The sequence below is a fragment of the Geopseudomonas aromaticivorans genome, assembly GCF_019097855.1.
GTDB classification, from domain to species: domain Bacteria; phylum Pseudomonadota; class Gammaproteobacteria; order Pseudomonadales; family Pseudomonadaceae; genus Geopseudomonas; species Geopseudomonas aromaticivorans.
On sequence record NZ_JAHRGL010000080.1, the window covers coordinates 27,915 to 45,288 of the forward strand.

Sequence of the window (17,374 nt, forward strand, 5' to 3'; positions counted from 1 at the left end):
GGCGCGCGAAAACTTTATAAGGCTTTTTGCGTTTTGTGATTCATGTCTCGTCTTACGGGCGGTAAATCTGGGTTTTCGTCTGCAGTCCGGCCCGGAGGGTGCCTGGTTCGCTGGTCGCCCCCTACAGAAAATCTCCCTGCGGCCGATAGAGCAGGCAGACGCGCCCGCGGCCGGGCGCATTGCCTGCCCATTGGTCCGCACACGGAGCCCGCATGAATCCCTCCACGCTTATCGGCATTCTCGCCAGCGTCATTCTGCTGGCGGTAGTGCTGATCTTCTCCGCCGAAGATGCTTCGCTGTTCCTCGACCTGCCGAGCCTGGGCATTGTGCTGGTGGGTACACTGGCGGCGACCTTCATCAGCTACCCGCTGGGCGAGGTGCTGCGGGTGTTCGGCCTGTTCGCCACGGTGATGCGCAACGAGAAGATGTATACCCGCGACGATATGGAGGAGCTGGTGAACATCTCGCGGCTGTGGATGTCCGGCAACCTGCGCCAGGTGGAGGAGGCGCTGCAGCATGTGCGCAACCCGTTCCTGCGGACCGGGGTGCAGCTGGTGGTCGACAACACGCCGGAAGAGGACATCATCGAGCTGCTGCAGTGGCGCATTTCCCGCTTGCGCGCCCGCGAGCATGCCGAGGCGCAACTGTTCCGGGCAATGGCCAGCTTCGCACCGGCCTTCGGCATGGTCGGTACCCTGGTCGGCCTGGTGAACCTGATGTTCCTGCTCGGCGATGGCGACATGGCGTCGATCGGCAGGCAGATGGCGATTGCGCTGATCACCACCTTCTACGGCGTGTTGCTGGCCAACCTGGTGTTCAAGCCGGTGGCGGTGAAGCTGGAGCGGCGCACCGAACAGCGGGTGGTGGTGATGAACATGGTGGTGCAGGGTATTTCCATGATGTGCAACAAGCGCAGCCCGGGCCTGATGCGCGAGACGCTGAAATCGTTCATGGCCCAGTACCAGGACGAGATCAACGATGGTGGCGCCGGCGCGCGCGGCTACGATGGCGGTCGGGCTTGAGGAGCGCGTGGCGATGAGCGATCAGTCGGCCGAGAGCGCCGCAAGCGACGTCGGCAGCACGACGGCAATACCCGCCAAGCAGGCGCTGCTGATGCGCCAGCGCGAACTGGAAAGCGAGCTGGCCCATGCCCGCCAGGCCGCTGGGCGAGCCAAGCGTGGCGTGGGCACGGACGATTCCCTGGTGATCGAGCCTGAGGAGGAGGGCTGGCTGCTGACCTATCTCGATACCATGACCCTGCTGCTGGTGATGCTGGTGGTGATGCTCGCGTTCGCTGGCAAGAATGGCGGGCTGGAGGGGATCAAGCAGGCTGGTAGTGCCCGGCAAGCCGCGCATGATGGTTTGCTGCCGGCAACCGATGGCGTGTTGCCCGAGACGGCCCTGCAGGTGCCGACGCCCTTGCCGTCCAAGCCAGTCAGCGATCCGCTCAAGGGGCTGGCGCTCGACCAGTTGGGCGATGACATCGAGGTGGTGGTCAACGAGAGTACGGTGAGCTTTCGCATCAGCAGCGAGATCTTGTTCAGTTCCGGCCAGGCCGATCTCAGCCTGGCCGGTTTGGCGGTGCTCAGGCGCCTGGTTCCGGTGCTCAACGCCAGTGCACACCGGATTGCCGTAGAGGGGCATACTGATTCGGTGCCGGTGCGCAGCGGCCGCTATCCGTCCAACTGGGAGCTGTCCGGCTCGCGGGCCGGCGGCGTGGTGCGCTACCTGGAGGCCAATGGCGTGGCCAGCCAGCGCCTGCGGGCGGTGGGCTATGCCGACACCCGTCCGCTGGTAGACAACGCCACGGCCGATGGGCGGGCCAGCAATCGGCGGGTGGAGCTGATCATGGAAGCGCCCGGCTCATGATGGGGCATGGCATTGCGCGTTTCTGGTGCGCTGCCCCGTTTCTCGTGCACTGCCAAGCCGGTAAATAGGTATTCGGGTGATGTCATTTTGATGGCATGTTTCTTGCTGTGATGTAGTTATCACTTTGCCGCAGGGAATATTCATCATGTCGTCACTTCAGAGCAAAGGCATGGCGCTGTCCTCCGCCGAGCGGCGCTGGCTGCCCTGGCTGGGGCGCAACGGCAAGCTGGCCATGGCCTGGTCGTGTTGGCTGAACCGTGATGCGTTGCCCGAGGTGGAAAAGATCTTCGAGGGCATCGCGCAGACGCGGGTGCGCCTGCTGCAGAACTGGACCCGCTCGCAGTGGAGCTGGCTGGCGGAGCTGGCCGATGGGCTGGCGCGCGACTTCACCTGGCTGGACAACCGTTTGCTGCAGGACAAGCTCGGCCAGGCAAGCGACTTTTCCGAGCTGTTCGTGGTGTCGCCGGAAGGCGTGGTGCTGGCCTCCAGCTGGCCGGAACACTGCAAGGTCAGCGATGTCGATCCCTATGCCCTCGATGCCGGCCTGCACCAGCCGTTCCTGCACGGGCCGTATGTCGACCCGCTGACCTTGGCGATCGGCCCGTCCAGTTCGCGCTTTCACGATGAAGTGACGCTGATGTTCTATCAGCCGATCCGCCGCGACGGTCAACTGCTCGGCTGCCTGTGCGGGCGGGTGCCCAACGATGTGCTGGGCGACCTGATCCAGCGCGAGGCCGGGCATGTGTACGCCGAGTCCGGCGACAACTACCTGTTCATGGTCGAATCGCGCTTCGATTCGCGTATCCGGCCGGGTACCGCACTGTCGCGTTCGCGCTTCGAGGACAACACCTTCAGCCATGGCGACAACCTCAAGAGCGGCGTACACACGCGTTGGGGCACGGTACGGGTGCGGCGGCACACCGAGCTGGAACTGCGCTTCGTCGATCCGGCCACCGGCGAGCTGCATCCGGGGGTGCGCGAGACCATCCGCAACGGTTCCAACCTGTTCGTAACCTATCCCGGCTATTCCGACTACCGACACATCCCGGTGGTGGGCAAGGGGGTGACCTTCAAGTTGCCCGGCTCGCCGGACCGCTGGGGGATGATGTGCGAAGCGGATCTGGAGGAGGTCTACCGTCGCCGCTCGCTGACCTTCGGGCTGATGCGCACTTTCCTGCTCACGATGGGTAGCTGGTACGCCATCGATACGGCCCTGCAGAACTACAGCGGGCTGGCGCAGAACGTGCTGGACCTGCTCAGCCTGGGCCTGCTGGTGCTGTTCAGCCTGCTGTTTGCCGCCTTCGGGCCGCGGCGACTGGCCCGGCGCATGGGCGAGATGACCGGGGTGATCCGCACCATTGCCGAGGGGGGCGGCAACCTCAGCCAGCGCCTGGACCGCAACCGCCTGGCGAACGACGAAACCGGCGACATGGGCCGCTGGATCAACAGCTTCATCGACAACCTCGACGGCATCGTCGGCGAGGTGATCAGCGCCTCGCACAGCGTCGGGCAAACCAATGCGCAGATGCTGGTGCACAACAACGAGGCGTGCAGCACCTCGACCTCGGTGGCCGAGGCGATGCGCAGCATGCTGCAACTGGTGGAGGAGCAGCTGGGCGAGATCCAGCAGGCGTCGATGACCGCCGAGGACATGAAGCACGCCATGGACGCGGTGATCAGCAGTGCCCGCGAGAACACCCAGTCGATCCGCAATGTGGTCGACCGTTCGGCCAGCAGCGTGCAGTCGCTGGACAGCCGCATGGGGCAGATCGGCAACATTGTCGAGCTGATCAGCGAGATCACCATCCAGACCAACCTGCTGGCGCTGAATGCCGCCATCGAGGCAGCGCGGGCCGGCGCCCATGGCCGCGGTTTTGCCGTGGTGGCGGGGGAGATCCGCACTCTGGCCTCGCGCACCGCCAGTGCCGCAGACGAGATCCGTCACGTGGTCGAGGGGCTGCAGGCGGAGACCCGCGACGCGGTGGCCTTCATGAACCATGGCGTGGAGAACGTCGATGCCAGCCTGCGCCAGGCGGAGCAGGGCGCATCCGAGAACATGCGTCTGCAACAGGCGGTGGAACGCATGTTTGGCCTGATCAAGCAGTTGGATCAGCGCAGTCAGCACTATGGCCTAACGGTGCGCGGAGTCGATGAGGTGTCCCAGGAGATGAACCAGACCCTGCGGGCGCTGCAGGGCAGCACCTCCAGCGTGCGGCACACCACCAGCAAGTTGCAGCAGTTGGTGGGGCAATTCGCGGTGAGCCAGGGTTAACCGCGCTGAGCCCGGACGGGGAGTCCGGGCTTGCCCTTGGCGTCTTAGCCGGCCATGGCCGAGGCCAGGGAGGCGGCGAGCTCGTTGTCTTCCTCGTTGTCCACTTCGGGATCGAGGCCGAGCTTGGCGAAGGCGGCGACTTGGCTCCAGTCGACGGCGGCCAGCAGGTGGCCGGTGCCGAGATAGCTCTGCAGCACGGCGACCTGGATCACGTCGGTGTAGTCGACGGCGTCGCTGTCGCGACTGAAGTTCAGGTGCTGGGTGGGAACCGAGGCAATGGAGTCGGGGAAGTTCCAGTGTTGCAGGATGCGGTCGCCGATGAGCGGGTGGATCTCGTCGATGACGAACGCGAGGCTCTGCGGGTCTTCCAGCAGTTGGGGGTGGCTTTCCGCATAGGTCAGAATCGGCAGCGCGCCAATCTGGTGGACGAGGCCGGCCAGCGCCGCCTGGTCGGGAACCAGCCGGGTGTAGTGGCGGCACAGGACGTAGCTGATGCTGGAGATCTCGAGGCTCTTGCTCCACACCTCATGCATCCTGCGCTCGATGACTCGCGACCTGGAACGGAACAGCTGTTCCATGGCGAGGCCTATGGCAAGGGTGCTGGTGTAGTTGATGCCGAGTCGACTGATCGCCATCTGCAGATCGCTGATCTCGCTGCGCGCCCTCAGCAGCGGGCTGTTGGCAACCCGGATCAGGCGTGCGGTCAACGCGGTGTCGCTGCCGACCTCCCTGGCCAGTTCGGCAATGCCGATGTCGGGCTGCTGTGCGGCCTCACGGATGCGCAGGGCGGCCTCGGGCAGGGTGGGAAGTACCAGTTGATCATTGCGAATGGCTTGCAGCAATTCCTGGCAGACCGTCTCGGTGAGTCGGTTCATTTCTCAGTATTTCCTTGTTGGTTCTGCACCGCCCCGGAATCTCGGAGGCTTTTTGGTTTGAGTCATGCCGCCAGGGCCGACTCGTCGGGTTGTCGATAATACGCTATGCACAATGCTGCCGTGTGGCAGGGGGCGTGCTGGGGCAGGGCCATCGCATGAAGCCAATTTCCCGGTCCGTAGGGGCGAATTGACCAGGCTCGGTGGCCATGCATGCGATTGCCCGACCTGCCGGGGCTCGAAGGGCCGAGCATCAACCAGATAGACTGGGCGACGGTCCTGCGTCACCTGGGGCCATTCACCTCCGCCGATAGCTGTGAGCACTACATTGTCCGACTCGATAGCCGCTGCGCCCACGCGCAGCATTTACCGTCACCCCGGGTTCATGCCTTTTCTGCTCGGCCGCCTGGCCGCGGTGGGGGCGATTCATATCCAGGCGGTGGTGGTCGCCTGGCAAGTCTACGACATGACCCGCGACCCGCTGTCGCTGGCCTATGTCGGCCTCGCGCAATTCATTCCCATGCTCCTGCTGCTGATGCCGGCCGGCGATCTGATCGACCGCTACGACCGCAAGCTGATCCTCGCCATCAGCTGGGCGGTGGAGGCGCTGTGCAGCGGGCTGCTGGCCTGGCTATCGCTGAGCGGATCAGACAATCCCCATGCCATCTACGCCGTGCTGGCGCTGTTCGGCTGCGCCCGCGCCTTCACCGGGCCGGCGCTGCAGAGCCTGCTGCCGCAGATCGTGCCGCGCGACCAGCTGGCCGCGGCGATTGCCGCCAACAGCATGATCATGCGCGGCGCGACCATCATCGGCCCGCTGGTCGGTGGCGGCATCTACGCCTGGGGTGGTGGCGGCACGACCTACGGCGTCTGTCTGGCCTGCTTCCTGCTCGGCCTCGCGCTGCTACCCTGGGTGCCGGTGCGGTTTGCCGAGAAATTGACGGCCCTGGAAACCAGCGCGTGGAAGCGCTTCACGGCCGGCATCGCCTTCATCCGCTCGCGGCCCATCGTCCTCGGAACCATTTCCCTCGACCTGTTCGCCGTGCTGCTCGGTGGGGTGATCGCCCTGTTGCCGATCTATGCCCAGGACGTGCTGCAGGTCGGTCCGCAAGGGCTTGGCGCGCTGCGCAGTGCGATCGCCATCGGTGAGGTGGGCGTCGGCTTCTATCTCAGCGTGCGGCCCTTCGACCGTCGGGTCGGCTTGAGCATGTTCATCGCCGTCGCGGTGTTCGGCATCGCCAACCTGGTGTTCTCTCTCTCCAGTCTGTTCTGGCTGTCGTTCATGGCCTTGATGGTCGCCGGCGGCGCCGACATGGTCAGCGTCTACATTCGCTCGACGCTGGTGCAGTTCTCGACCCCGGATGCCATGCGCGGGCGGGTCAACGCGGTGAACATGCTGTTCATCAGCTCCTCCAACGAACTCGGCGAGTTCCGCGCCGGTGCCAGTGCCGCCTGGTTCGGCGTGGTCGGCGCAGCGGTCGGTGGCAGCCTGTGTACCCTGGTGGTCGTCGGTGTCTGGATGTGGGGCTTCAAGCAACTGCGCAGCCTCGATCACTTCGCCGATGCCGCGTTCGAGCGCGCCAGGCCGGTCAAGCCGGTCGAACGGTCATTGCCAGACGCAGCCCCAGCGTCTGCCACTCGGCCGCTCTGACTCGCTCGTGGTTCCGAAATCCTCCTTGAAAGGCCTGACTACAGGCCTTTTTGCTGCCTGATCTTGCCCGGTCTCGGCAACGAATCGCCGCTGCCTGGCGAGTAGCTGCGGCTGATGCCGGGAAGCTGCGGTGGCGGCTTGCCCGAGGGGCGGCCACGGTCGTTTGTCTATCTGCGCGGATCAGGTGGCGCAGGTAGCTTCGACTATAAGGATGGTTAAAAAAGTTATTTAAAATAATTTTTATATTCCCATATATTGAGGCTGCCGCGTACTTATAGGCCAACCGTTGAGCCGCGCATGAAGTGAATGGACGCGCCATTCGCATCCAGTATCGAGCCATCACGTCGTCACGTGATCCTTCGCTTGGAGTGCCTCATGTCTGCGGTTGAATCCCTGCTGTCTGCATCCGAAGTTCCCTCCCAGTCGTTCGAGATCCGCCCGCTGGGCGACACTCTGGGCGCGGAAATCATTGGGCTGGATCTGTCCCGCCCGCTCAATACGGAAGATTTCGCCCACATCCACCTGGCGCATCTGGACCACGGCCTGCTGGTGTTCCGCGACCAGCACATCACTCCGGAGCAGCAGATCGCCTTCAGCCGCCTGTTCGGCGAGCTGCAGATCCACGTGCTCAAGCAGTTCCTGCTGCCAGGGCACCCGGAACTCTTCGTCATCTCCAACATCGTCGAGAACGGCCAGCCGATCGGTCTCGGCGATGCCGGCAAGTTCTGGCACTCCGACTTGTCTTACAAGGAGCTGCCCAGCCTCGGCTCGATGCTCTATGCCCAGGAACTGCCGGAGGAGGGTGGCGACACCCTGTTCGCCAGCCAGCAGCGAGCCTACGAAACCCTGCCCGAGGCGCTTCGCCAGGCTATCGAGGGCAAGCGCGCCGCGCACTCCTACACCGCTCGTTATGCCGACGAGGTGTTCGAAGGCATCCAGCGTCCGCAGCTGAGCGCCGCGCAGCTCGCCGAGGTCAAGGCGGTGGTCCATCCGGTGGTGCGTACCCATCCGGAAACCGGGCGCAAGGGCCTGTTCGTCAACGAGAACTTCACCACCCACATCGAAGGCATTCCGGAAGACGAGAGTCGCCAGCTGCTCGCCGAGCTGTTCGCCCACAGCGCGCGCCCCGAGTTCGTCTATCGCCACCAGTGGCAGCCCAACGACCTGCTGTTCTGGGACAACCGTGCGCTGATCCACCTGGCCACCGGCTGCCCGTCGCACCTGCGCCGGCGCATGCACCGCACCACCATCCAGGGCTGTGCGCCGTTCTGAGCCGCGCCCGAGGGAAACGCTGAAAACGCCGTCATCCCCGCGCAGGCGGGGATCCAGCAGGCCGTGGCACCTGGGCTCCCGCCTGCGCGGGAGCGACGCCAAGTGGCTTTTCCCGGGTTTCCCAAGCCAAGCCGATTTCGCAATTCACCAGGAGTTCATCATGTCCCGAGATAAACGCTTTCCCGGCCTGTCCCGTTTCGGCCGTCTGGCCGGCGGCGTCGGCCTGTCCCTCAGCCTGCTGGCCGGCAGCCTGGCGCTACCCACCGTGGCCCACGCCGAAGGCGAGATCCGCATCGCCGAGCAGTTCGGCATCGTCTACCTGCTGCTCAACGTGGTGCGCGACCAGCAACTGATCGAGAAGCACGGCAAGGCCGACGGTCTCGACATCAAGGTCGACTGGACCCAGCTGTCCGGCGGCTCGGCGGTCAACGATGCGCTGCTGTCCGGCTCCATCGACATCGCCGGCGCCGGCATCGGCCCGCTGCTGACGGTCTGGGACCGCACCCACGGCAAGCAGAACGTCAAGGGCGTGGCCTCGCTAGGCAACTTCCCTTACTACCTGCTGAGCAACAACCCCAAGGTCAAGAGCATCGCCGACCTCACCGAGCAGGACCGCATCGCCGTGCCGGCGGTGGGCGTGTCGATCCAGTCGCGCTTCCTGCAGTACGCAGCCGCCCAGCAGTGGGGCGACAAGGAATTCAACCGCCTGGACAAGTACACCGTGGCGCTGCCACACCCGGAGGCCACCTCGGCGCTGACCAGCGGCGCCACCGAGCTAACCGGCCACTTCTCCAACCCGCCGTTCCAGAACCAGGCGCTGGACAACCCCAACGTGCACGTGGTGCTCGACACCTACCAGCTGCTCGGCCCCAACTCGCCGGTGGTGCTGTACACCACCGAGAAGTTCCGCGCGGAAAACCCGAAGACCTACCAGGCCTTCGTCGCCGCGCTGGCCGAGGCCGCCGAGTTCGCCCAGAACGACAAGGCCGCGGCCGCCGATACCTACATCCGCGTCACCAAGGCGAAGATCAGCAAGGAAGACCTGCTGAAGATCATCGACAACGAGCAGTTCCAGTTCAGCGTGACGCCGACCGGCACCCTCCAGCTGGCCGAGTTCCTCCATCGCGTCGGCGCGCTGAAGAACAAGCCGGCCTCCTGGCAGGACTACTTCTTCGCCGACCCGCGCCTGGGGCAGGGGAGCTGATGCGATGAACGCTCCGTTGCCAGGCCACACGGTCAGCAATCCGGACTCCGCAGCGCCCGTGCGGGCGCTGCTGGAGGTGGACCGGGTCAGCCTCGAATACCGCACGCCGCAGCGGGTGGTGCGCGCCACCCACGAGGTGAGCTTCGCGGTCGATCCCGCCGACCGCTTCGTCCTGCTCGGCCCGTCCGGCTGCGGCAAGTCGACCCTGCTCAAGGCGGCAGCCGGCTTCATCGCGCCGAGTGCCGGCGAGATCCGCCTGGACGGCGTGCCGGTCAGCGAGCCGGGGCCGGACCGCATCGTGGTGTTCCAGGAGTTCGACCAGTTGCCGCCGTGGAAGACGGTCAAGCAGAACGTCATGTTCCCGCTGCTGGCCTCGCGCACCCTGGGGCGCAAGGAGGCCGAGCAGCGTGCCCTGCATTACCTGGACAAGGTAGGCCTGGCGGCCTTCGCCGACGCCTATCCGCACACCCTGTCCGGCGGCATGAAGGCGCGCGTGGCGATCGCCCGCGCGCTGGCCATGCAGCCGAAGATCCTCTTGATGGACGAGCCGTTCGCCGCCCTCGACGCGCTGACCCGGCGCAAGATGCAGGAGGAGCTGCTGGCGCTGTGGGAGGAGGTGCGCTTCACCCTGCTGTTCGTCACCCACTCCATCGAGGAGGCGCTGGTGGTCGGCAACCGCATCCTGCTGCTGTCGCCGCATCCGGGGCGGGTGCGCGCCGAGGTGCACAGCCACCAGTTTAGCCTGCACAGCCTGGGCGGCGTGGCCTTCCAGCAGACCGCGCAGCGCATCCATCGCCTGCTGTTCGACGAGCAGGTGGACCAGCCGCAGCTGGACCTGCGCTTCCAGGACATCCGCCTGTCCTGCTGACTCCCCGCTCCACTGTTACAGGAAATCCGCCATGAGCCTTCCATCGCCCGTACCTCGCGTGGAATACGAAATCGACCTGCCGCCGCTGAGCGACGGCCCGCTGGAACGCGAGCTGCCGCTGGCCACCCGCCTGTGGCAGCAGGGCTGGCTGCGCAAGGGCCTGATCCTGCTGCTGCTCGCCCTGGCCTGGGAGCTGGCCGCGCGCTACCAGGGCAACGACCTGCTGCTGCCGAGCTTCCTGCAGACTGCCCGCGCCTTCGCCGACGGCGTCGCCAGCGGCGAACTGCTGGAGAAGGTGGTCATTTCGCTGAGTGTGCTGCTCAAGGGCTACCTGCTCGGCATCGTGTTGGCCTTTGCCCTCACCACCCTGGCGGTGTCGACCCAGCTGGGCCGCGACCTGCTGTCGACGCTGACCGCCATGTTCAACCCGCTGCCGGCCATCGCCCTGCTGCCGCTGGCGCTGCTGTGGTTCGGCCTGGGCGAGGGCAGCCTGATCTTCGTGCTGGTGCACTCGGTGCTGTGGGCGCTGGCGCTGAACACCTACGCCGGCTTTCTCGGTGTCGCCGAGTCCCAGCGCATGGCCGGGCGCAACTACGGGTTGCGCGGCCTGCGCTTCGTCGCCCTGATCCTGATTCCGGCGGCGCTGCCCTCGATCCTCTCAGGCCTCAAGGTCGGCTGGGCCTTCGCCTGGCGCACCCTGATCGCCGCCGAGCTGGTGTTCGGCGCCAGCTCGGGGCAGGGTGGCCTCGGCTGGTACATCTTCCAGAACCGCAACGAGCTGTACACCGACAAGGTGTTCGCCGGGCTGGCCGTGGTCATCCTGATCGGCCTGCTGGTGGAGAACCTGGTGTTCAGTCTTATCGAGCGGGCCACCGTCAAGCGCTGGGGCATGCAGCGCTGAGAAGCTGCCCACGATCTGCTGCGCGTCGGCCATGCTGCGTTGAGATCGGTTTCGGAATGCTCATTTGCAACCAGCAAACTCCGCTTCCTCAACCGACTTCGCGGGGCCGCCAAGGCCTTGCCTGGCTCTAGCTCGCGAGATCGTGGACAGCTTCTGATCCCTTTCAATTCATGTAGTCGCAACAAGAGGTTTGCAGATGAGCAAGATCGTCTTCATCACCGGCGCCACCTCCGGTTTCGGTCGCGCCGCGGCGCGGCGTTTCGCTGCCGACGGCTGGTCGCTGGTGCTCACCGGGCGCCGCATGGAACGCCTGCAGGAGTTGCAGGACGACCTGGGCCGCCAGGTGCCGGTGCACATCGCCGCGCTGGACGTGCGCGACGCCGAGGCGGTACAGCAGGTGGTCGCCGAGCTGCCGGAAGGCTTCCGTCAGGTGCATGCGCTGATCAACAACGCCGGCCTGGCGCTGGCACCGCAGGCCGCGCAACAGGTCGATCTGGCCGACTGGCACACCATGATCGACACCAACATCAAGGGCCTGGTCAACGTCACCCACGCGCTGCTGCCGACCCTGATCGCCAGCGGCCGTGGCGCCAGCATCGTCAACCTCGGCTCGGTGGCCGGCCAGTGGCCCTATCCGGGCAGCCACGTCTACGGCGCCAGCAAGGCCTTCGTCCAGCAGTTCAGCTACAACCTGCGCTGCGACCTGCAGGGCACCGGCGTGCGGGTCACCGACATCGCCCCGGGCATGGCCGAGACCGAGTTCACCCTGGTGCGCACCAAGGGCGACCAGGCCGCCTCGGACCGCCTGTACCGCGGCACCGAGCCGCTGAGCGCCGAGGACATCGCCGAGCAGATCTTCTACGTCGCCAGCCTACCGGAGCACATCAACATCAACCGCCTGGAGGTCATGCCGACCCGCCAGGCCTGGTCGCCGTTCGCCGTGGATCGCGACTGACCGGCCGTTTGCCCAGACACGGCGGCGCTGGACCGGCCGCCGCATCCGGGTAATCTTGCTGCCTTGTTACCTCCGGATCAGCCGCGCAGGACCACCATGAAAAAGAACGTCTTCGTCTTCAGTCGTCTCAGCCCCGAGCATCAGCAACGCCTGCGGCACAACTTCAACGTCACCCTGCTCGACCCGGCCGGCGACATCGACGCCCAGTACGCCGAGGCGCTGCCCAAGGCCCACGGCCTGCTCGGCGTCGGCCGGCCGTTCGGCCGCGCCCAGCTGGCGCAGGCCGGTCAGCTGGAAGTCATCTCGACCATCTCGGTGGGCTACGACAACTACGAGCTGAGCTATCTGAACGAGCGCGGCATCCTGCTTGCCAACACCCCGGACGTGCTCACCGAAACCACCGCCGACCTCGGTTTCACCCTGCTGATGGCCGCCGCGCGGCGGGTGCCGGAGCTGGACGCCTGGGTCAAGGCCGGCCACTGGCAGGCTCCAGTGAGCCCGGCGCAGTTCGGTAGCGACGTGCACGGCAAGACCCTGGGCATCCTTGGCCTGGGCAACATCGGCGCGGCCATCGCCCGCCGCGGGCGCTTCGGCTTCAACATGGAGGTGCTGTACCACGGCAACAGCCGCAAGCCGGCGCTGGAACAGGAGCTGGGCGCGCGCTACTGCGGCTTCGACGAGCTGCTCGGCGAGGCCGACTTCGTGGTGCTGGTGGTGCCGCTCAGCGCTGCGACCCACCACCTGATCGGCCGCCGCGAGCTGGCGCTGATGAAGCCGGGCGCCATCCTGGTCAACGTCGCCCGCGGCCCGGTGGTCGACGAGGTCGCGTTGGTCGAGGCGCTGCAGAGTGGCCAGCTGCGCGCCGCCGGCCTCGACGTCTACGAGAAAGAACCGCTGCGCGAGTCGCCGCTGTTCGCCCTACCCAACGTGGTGACCCTGCCGCACGTGGGCTCGGCCACCCATGAGACGCGCCAGGCGATGGCCGAACTGGCGCTGGATAACCTGGAGCGCGCGCTGCTCGGCGGCACGCCGCGGCATATGGTCAATCCGCAGGTGCGGGCGCAGTAGGGCAGGGCCGCGCCCGCCCGCCACGGGCGCGGCTCCGCTATTCGGAACGGCGGACGGCCAGGGCGGTGCCGTCGTGGGCGGATTGTCGAGTCCGGTTATAACTACAGGTCACATCGTTCTAAACGCTTATACATAAATGCCGCTATTCTCCACGCAGTTTGTAATGGGTTCGGGCTCGGACTCGGCTTGCAGGAGTGATGATGGATTCGGCGATTTTCGGTTTCGTGTTTGCAGGCTTGGTGGTTGGCTTCATCGTTGGCATGACCGGCGTTGGCGGCGGTTCGCTGATGACGCCCATCCTGCTCTGGTTCGGCATCAACCCGGCGACCGCGGTGGGTACCGACCTGCTGTACGCGGCGATCACCAAGTCCAGCGGCGTGCTGGTGCACGGCAAGAACAAGAACATCGACTGGTCCATCACCGGCTGGCTGGCGCTCGGCAGCGTGCCGGCCGCAGCACTGACCCTGTGGTTCCTGCACAACCTGAACTCCGATCCGCAGGCCCTGAATGCGCTGATCAAGCAGGCGCTCGGCTTCGTCCTGCTGCTGACCGCGCTGGCGATCCTGTTCAAGAAGCAGCTGATGGCCTTCTCCAGCCGGCACGCCGGCGATCACTACCACCTCAGCCCGCGGACCCTGAATACGCTGACGGTCGCCACCGGCGTGATCCTCGGCGTGATGGTGACGCTGACCTCGATCGGCGCCGGCGCCCTGGGCACTGTCGCGCTGTTCATGCTCTACCCGTTCCTGCCGGTCCGTCGCCTGGTCGGCACGGAAATCGCCCATGCGGTGCCGCTGACCTTGGTGGCCGGCCTCGGCCATGCCGGCATGGGCAGCATCGACTGGCAACTGCTGGGCTACCTGCTGATGGGTTCGCTGCCGGGTATCTATTTCGGCAGCCATCTGGCCGGGCGGGTTCCCGAGCACTTCCTGCGTCCCTGCCTGGCGGTCATGCTGTCCTTCGTGGGTTTCAAGCTGGCCTTCTGAGCCATCCCTACGGGCCTCCAGTCCCGGCAGGACTCCGAATCGATGGGCGAAGACACCTTGGGTGTCTTCGCCCATCGCGCTTCTGGAGCAGCCGTTACAGGCTGAAGTCGCCTTCGGCGGCTATGGCCTCCAGTGCCAGGCGCGGGCTGGGCGTCTCGCGGGCCTGCAGTGCTTCGGGCAGGCTGGCGGCGTCGCCGCGCTTGCCGACGGCGACCATCGCCTGCACCTCGTAACCGTCCGGGATCTTCAGCTCGCGGCGTGCCAGATCCTTGTCGAAGCCGGTCATGGCGTGGGTGTGCCAGCCGGCCAGGTGCGCCTGCAGGGCGAAGAAGCCCCAGGCGGCGCCGGTGTCGAAGGCGTGCGAGGGGGCGGGTTGCTCTTCGCTCTTGCCCGGCGCCACGAAGCGGGTCTTCGAGACGATCACCAGCAGCGCCGAGGCATGCTGCGCCCAGCCGCGATTGAACTCGATCAGCAGGTTCAGGTAGCGCGACCAGTCGGCGCTGTCGCGGCGGGCGTAGAGGAAGCGCCAGGGCTGCGAATTGTAGGCCGAGGGCGCCCAGCGCGCAGCCTCGATGAAGCCGAGCAGGGTGGCCTCGGGAATGTTCTCGCCGGTGAAGGCGCGCGGCGACCAGCGCTCGATGAACTGCGGGTCGATGGCATGGGTGGCGACGCGGTGCTTGTTGCTCATGGGGTCTCCTGGGAGGGGTTCGGCCCGGATCGGCCGCTGGATGCCGATCATATTGCCTGATCGGCGGTCGTGCCGGTGGCCTTGGTGAAGCGAGATGCCGCGCTGGCTGCTCTGCAGACGCTACACAGGATGCGCAGCTTCATGCTGGTTCGCCCTGGCGAGCGGGGTAGCGGTCGGGACATGACGCTGGCTGGCCGCCGGATGGCGCGCCGGCAGGCGGTCGCCCGCGCCGAACAGCTTGTGGCGCAGGCTGCCCTCGGCGTAGGCGGTCTTGTACGAGCCGCGGCTCTGCAGCTCGGGGATCACCAGGTCGATGAAGTCCTCGTAGCTTTCCGGGGTGACGGTGCGCGACAGGTTGAAACCGTCGACGCCGACGTCGTTGGCCCAGGACTCCAGTTCGTCGGCTACGTGCTGGGCGTCGCCGACCAGGGTCGGGTAGCGGCTGCCGAGGCGGAAGCGTTCGAGCAGCTTGCGCCGATTCAGGGCGTTGGCCTGGGCGGTCTGCGCCGCCGACTCGATGGCGTTGCCGCCGCGGTAGTCGATCGGCTCGTCGAGGCCGTAGCGGGCGAAGTCGACGTTGACGCTGCTGGCAAAGTGGGCGAGGCCGGCCTCGGCGCTGGCGTAGTGCCAGTAGTCGTCGAACTTCTCTTCGGCTTCGCGCTTGGTCTTGCCGACCACTGCGGCGATGCCGACGAAGATCTTCAGGTCCTCCGGGCGGCGTCCGGCCTGCACCGCCTGCTGGCGCAGCTCCTGGACCACTTTGCGGGTGGCGGCCTTGTCCTGGGCGCTGATGAAGATTGCCTCGGCGTGCCGCGCGGAGAACTGCTGGCCGCGCGGCGAGGTGCCGGCCTGGAACAGCAGCGGGGTGCGCTGGATCGACGGCTCGCACAGGTGGTAGCCGTCGAGCTGGTAGTACGGCCCCTGGTGCCGGACGCGGTGCACCCTGGCCGGGTCGGCGAACACCCGCGCGGCCTTGTCGCGGCGCACCGCGCCATCCTCCCAGCTGCCTTCCCACAGTTTGTAGACCAGCTCCAGATAGTCCTCGGCGCGCTCGTAGCGCTGGTCGTGGGCGGTCAGGCCGTCGAGGCCCATGGCCCTGGCGCCGCTTTCCAGGTAGCCGGTGACGATGTTCCAGCCGATGCGCCCGCGGGTCAGGTGGTCGAGCGTCGACATGCGCCGGGCGAACAGGTAGGGCGGCTCGTAGCTGAGGTTGGAGGTGATGCCGAAGCCCAGGTGTTTGGTCGCCGCGGCCATCGCCGAGACCAGCAGCAGCGGGTCGTTGACCGGCAGCTGGATCGACTCGCGCAGGGTCAGGTCGATGGAGTGCTGGTAGACGTCGTAGACGCCGATGATGTCGGCGATGAACAGGCCGTCGAACAGGCCGCGCTCTAGGGTCCTGGCCAGGTCGGTCCAGTACTCGAGGGTGTTGTAGTCCACCGAGTTGTCGCGCGGGTGGGTCCACAGGCCGTGGTTGATGTGGCCGACGCAGTTCATGTTGAACGCGTTGAGCAGGATCTGCTTCTTCGCCATGGTCAGAGCGCTCCGTGCCGCGGGGGCAGAGTGTCGTTGAGGTAGTAGTTGCCGATGGCGTGGAACTTCCAGCGCACCGGATCGTGCAGGGTGTGGGTGCGCGCGTTGCGCCAGAAGCGGTCGAGGTCGTGCTCGGCAAGGCTGGCGCCGCTGCCGCCCAGCTCGAACAGCTTCGAACTGGCCTTGAGGGCGATCTCGGTGGTCAGCACGCGGGCCTCGGCCACCGCCACCGAGGCGGCGGCCACGCTGCGCTCGTCGGGCGCGGCCTGGCTGGCGTCGAGCACCCGACCGGCGCGGCGCAGCAGCGCCTCGGCGGCGCTCAGGCGCACGGAGAGGTCGCCGACCCGCTCGAGGATCAGCGGATCGTCGCTGGCGCGCGCCACGCCCGAATCGATCCACGCCCTGCTGTGCTGGCGCACGAAGTCGAGGGCGGCGGCGTAGGCGCCGCGGGCGATGCCGAGGTCGAGGGCAGCATGGATGATTTGCGCCAGCGGGCCGATGGTGGTCGGGCGCTCGAAGGAGGCGGCGAACGGCACCACCCAGTCCCCCTGCACCGGCACGTCGGCGAAGATCACCGAGCCGCTGCCGGTGACGCGCTGACCGAAGCCGTCCCAGTCGTCGACCACGGTGACGCCGTAGCTCTGCCGCGGCACGAACACCAGCCAGCCGGCGCCGTCGTCGTCGACCGCCAGGGTGGGAATCCAGTGGGCGAACAGCGAGCCGGTGCAGTAGTACTTGCGCCCGTCGATGCGCAGTCGGCCCTCGGCGTCGCGCGACAGCCGGGTGCGGCGCTTGAAGTCCTTGTGGCCGATCTCGGCCAGCGCGTTGCCGAAGCGCTGGCCCTGCAGCGCCTGGGCGTAGAAGAAGCGCTTCTGCGCCTCGCTGCCGCCGACGCGCAGCACCTCCAGCGAGTAGAAGTGGTTCTGCGGGATGTGGGCGATGGAGCTGTCGGCGGCGGCGAGGATCGCCGTCACCTCGGCGAGGGTGACGTTGGACACGCCAGCGCCGCCGTATTCCTTCGGCACGCTGATGCCCCACAGGCCGCTCTGCGCGAAGCGCTCGACCTCCGCCCAGGGCAGGCGACGCTGGCGGTCGCGCGCGGCGGCGCCGACGGCGAATTCGGCGGCCAGCTCGCGGGCCACGGCTATGGCCTCTGCGTCGTCGCGGAGGATGGCGACGCTGCCGGCCGGCGGGCTGACGTAGGCGCCAGGGATAGTCTCGAAATGGGTCATGGCAGC

At 66.6% G+C, this 17,374-nt stretch carries 15 protein-coding genes; 11 read left to right on the forward strand and 4 right to left on the reverse strand.

What is annotated here, in order from left to right:
- Positions 1-212: 212 nt before the first annotated feature.
- The 3 genes from KRX52_RS19730 (at position 213) to KRX52_RS19740 (ending at position 4,141) form a co-directional block, all read left to right on the forward strand.
- On the forward strand, positions 213-1,022 hold the full coding sequence (locus KRX52_RS19730) for a motility protein A (protein ID WP_217683437.1): 810 nt from the start codon (positions 213-215) through the stop codon (positions 1,020-1,022).
- Between the two features lie 13 nt (positions 1,023-1,035).
- Positions 1,036-1,869: an OmpA/MotB family protein gene (locus KRX52_RS21030; protein WP_217683438.1), complete on the forward strand. Its 834-nt coding sequence runs from the start codon at positions 1,036-1,038 to the stop codon at positions 1,867-1,869.
- A 145-nt stretch (positions 1,870-2,014) separates the two neighbouring features.
- On the forward strand, positions 2,015-4,141 hold the full coding sequence (locus KRX52_RS19740; RefSeq protein ID WP_217683439.1) for a methyl-accepting chemotaxis protein: 2,127 nt from the start codon (positions 2,015-2,017) through the stop codon (positions 4,139-4,141).
- A gap of 44 nt (positions 4,142-4,185) precedes the next feature.
- Here KRX52_RS19740 and KRX52_RS19745 read toward each other — a convergent pair whose 3' ends face one another.
- Positions 4,186-5,016, reverse strand: a complete 831-nt coding sequence (locus tag KRX52_RS19745; RefSeq protein WP_217683440.1) for an HDOD domain-containing protein — start codon at positions 5,014-5,016, stop codon at positions 4,186-4,188.
- A gap of 382 nt (positions 5,017-5,398) precedes the next feature.
- Here KRX52_RS19745 and KRX52_RS19750 point away from each other — a divergent pair, with 382 nt between their 5' ends.
- The 8 genes from KRX52_RS19750 (at position 5,399) to KRX52_RS19785 (ending at position 13,918) form a co-directional block, all read left to right on the forward strand.
- Positions 5,399-6,664 (forward strand): MFS transporter, encoded by a 1,266-nt coding sequence (locus KRX52_RS19750; protein WP_217683441.1) that lies wholly within the window; start codon positions 5,399-5,401, stop codon positions 6,662-6,664.
- A gap of 375 nt (positions 6,665-7,039) precedes the next feature.
- A complete protein-coding gene (locus tag KRX52_RS19755; protein WP_217683442.1) occupies positions 7,040-7,936 on the forward strand; it encodes a TauD/TfdA dioxygenase family protein in 897 nt (298 codons plus the stop codon).
- Positions 7,937-8,096: 160 nt separating this feature from the next.
- Positions 8,097-9,140 (forward strand): ABC transporter substrate-binding protein, encoded by a 1,044-nt coding sequence (locus tag KRX52_RS19760; protein ID WP_217683443.1) that lies wholly within the window; start codon positions 8,097-8,099, stop codon positions 9,138-9,140.
- Between the two features lie 4 nt (positions 9,141-9,144).
- Entirely contained in the window at positions 9,145-10,008 is an 864-nt protein-coding gene (locus tag KRX52_RS19765; RefSeq protein WP_217683444.1) for an ABC transporter ATP-binding protein, read from the forward strand.
- Positions 10,009-10,039: 31 nt separating this feature from the next.
- Complete coding sequence (locus tag KRX52_RS19770) at positions 10,040-10,909, forward strand: ABC transporter permease (RefSeq protein WP_217683445.1); 870 nt, start codon at positions 10,040-10,042, stop codon at positions 10,907-10,909.
- Positions 10,910-11,105: 196 nt separating this feature from the next.
- Entirely contained in the window at positions 11,106-11,864 is a 759-nt protein-coding gene (locus KRX52_RS19775; RefSeq protein WP_217683446.1) for an SDR family NAD(P)-dependent oxidoreductase, read from the forward strand.
- A 96-nt stretch (positions 11,865-11,960) separates the two neighbouring features.
- Positions 11,961-12,932, forward strand: a complete 972-nt coding sequence (locus tag KRX52_RS19780) for a 2-hydroxyacid dehydrogenase (RefSeq protein WP_217683447.1) — start codon at positions 11,961-11,963, stop codon at positions 12,930-12,932.
- Positions 12,933-13,132: 200 nt separating this feature from the next.
- Positions 13,133-13,918 carry a sulfite exporter TauE/SafE family protein gene (locus KRX52_RS19785; protein ID WP_217683448.1) on the forward strand — a complete coding sequence of 262 codons (786 nt, stop codon included), beginning with the start codon at positions 13,133-13,135 and terminating at the stop codon, positions 13,916-13,918.
- A 94-nt stretch (positions 13,919-14,012) separates the two neighbouring features.
- Here the strand turns inward: KRX52_RS19785 and KRX52_RS19790 are convergent, their stop codons facing one another.
- The 3 genes from KRX52_RS19790 to KRX52_RS19800 form a co-directional block, all read right to left on the reverse strand.
- On the reverse strand, positions 14,013-14,606 hold the full coding sequence (locus KRX52_RS19790; RefSeq protein ID WP_217683449.1) for a nitroreductase family protein: 594 nt from the start codon (positions 14,604-14,606) through the stop codon (positions 14,013-14,015).
- 120 nt (positions 14,607-14,726) lie between these two features.
- Positions 14,727-16,136 carry an LLM class flavin-dependent oxidoreductase gene (locus KRX52_RS19795; protein WP_217683450.1) on the reverse strand — a complete coding sequence of 470 codons (1,410 nt, stop codon included), beginning with the start codon at positions 16,134-16,136 and terminating at the stop codon, positions 14,727-14,729.
- A 2-nt stretch (positions 16,137-16,138) separates the two neighbouring features.
- Entirely contained in the window at positions 16,139-17,368 is a 1,230-nt protein-coding gene (locus tag KRX52_RS19800) for an SfnB family sulfur acquisition oxidoreductase (RefSeq protein ID WP_217683451.1), read from the reverse strand.
- Positions 17,369-17,374 lie beyond the last annotated feature (6 nt).

Excerpts from the sequence above, each read along its gene's own strand:
- KRX52_RS19730 (WP_217683437.1), top strand. The coding sequence starts at position 213 with ATGAATCCCTCCACGCTTATCGGCATTCTCGCCAGCGTCATTCTGCTG.
- KRX52_RS21030 (WP_217683438.1), top strand. The coding sequence starts at position 1,036 with ATGAGCGATCAGTCGGCCGAGAGCGCCGCAAGCGACGTCGGCAGCACG.
- KRX52_RS19740 (WP_217683439.1), top strand. The coding sequence starts at position 2,015 with ATGTCGTCACTTCAGAGCAAAGGCATGGCGCTGTCCTCCGCCGAGCGG.
- KRX52_RS19745 (WP_217683440.1), bottom strand. The coding sequence starts at position 5,016 with ATGAACCGACTCACCGAGACGGTCTGCCAGGAATTGCTGCAAGCCATT.
- KRX52_RS19750 (WP_217683441.1), top strand. The coding sequence starts at position 5,399 with ATGCCTTTTCTGCTCGGCCGCCTGGCCGCGGTGGGGGCGATTCATATC.
- KRX52_RS19755 (WP_217683442.1), top strand. The coding sequence starts at position 7,040 with ATGTCTGCGGTTGAATCCCTGCTGTCTGCATCCGAAGTTCCCTCCCAG.
- KRX52_RS19760 (WP_217683443.1), top strand. The coding sequence starts at position 8,097 with ATGTCCCGAGATAAACGCTTTCCCGGCCTGTCCCGTTTCGGCCGTCTG.
- KRX52_RS19765 (WP_217683444.1), top strand. The coding sequence starts at position 9,145 with ATGAACGCTCCGTTGCCAGGCCACACGGTCAGCAATCCGGACTCCGCA.
- KRX52_RS19770 (WP_217683445.1), top strand. The coding sequence starts at position 10,040 with ATGAGCCTTCCATCGCCCGTACCTCGCGTGGAATACGAAATCGACCTG.
- KRX52_RS19775 (WP_217683446.1), top strand. The coding sequence starts at position 11,106 with ATGAGCAAGATCGTCTTCATCACCGGCGCCACCTCCGGTTTCGGTCGC.
- KRX52_RS19780 (WP_217683447.1), top strand. The coding sequence starts at position 11,961 with ATGAAAAAGAACGTCTTCGTCTTCAGTCGTCTCAGCCCCGAGCATCAG.
- KRX52_RS19785 (WP_217683448.1), top strand. The coding sequence starts at position 13,133 with ATGGATTCGGCGATTTTCGGTTTCGTGTTTGCAGGCTTGGTGGTTGGC.
- KRX52_RS19790 (WP_217683449.1), bottom strand. The coding sequence starts at position 14,606 with ATGAGCAACAAGCACCGCGTCGCCACCCATGCCATCGACCCGCAGTTC.
- KRX52_RS19795 (WP_217683450.1), bottom strand. The coding sequence starts at position 16,136 with ATGGCGAAGAAGCAGATCCTGCTCAACGCGTTCAACATGAACTGCGTC.
- KRX52_RS19800 (WP_217683451.1), bottom strand. The coding sequence starts at position 17,368 with ATGACCCATTTCGAGACTATCCCTGGCGCCTACGTCAGCCCGCCGGCC.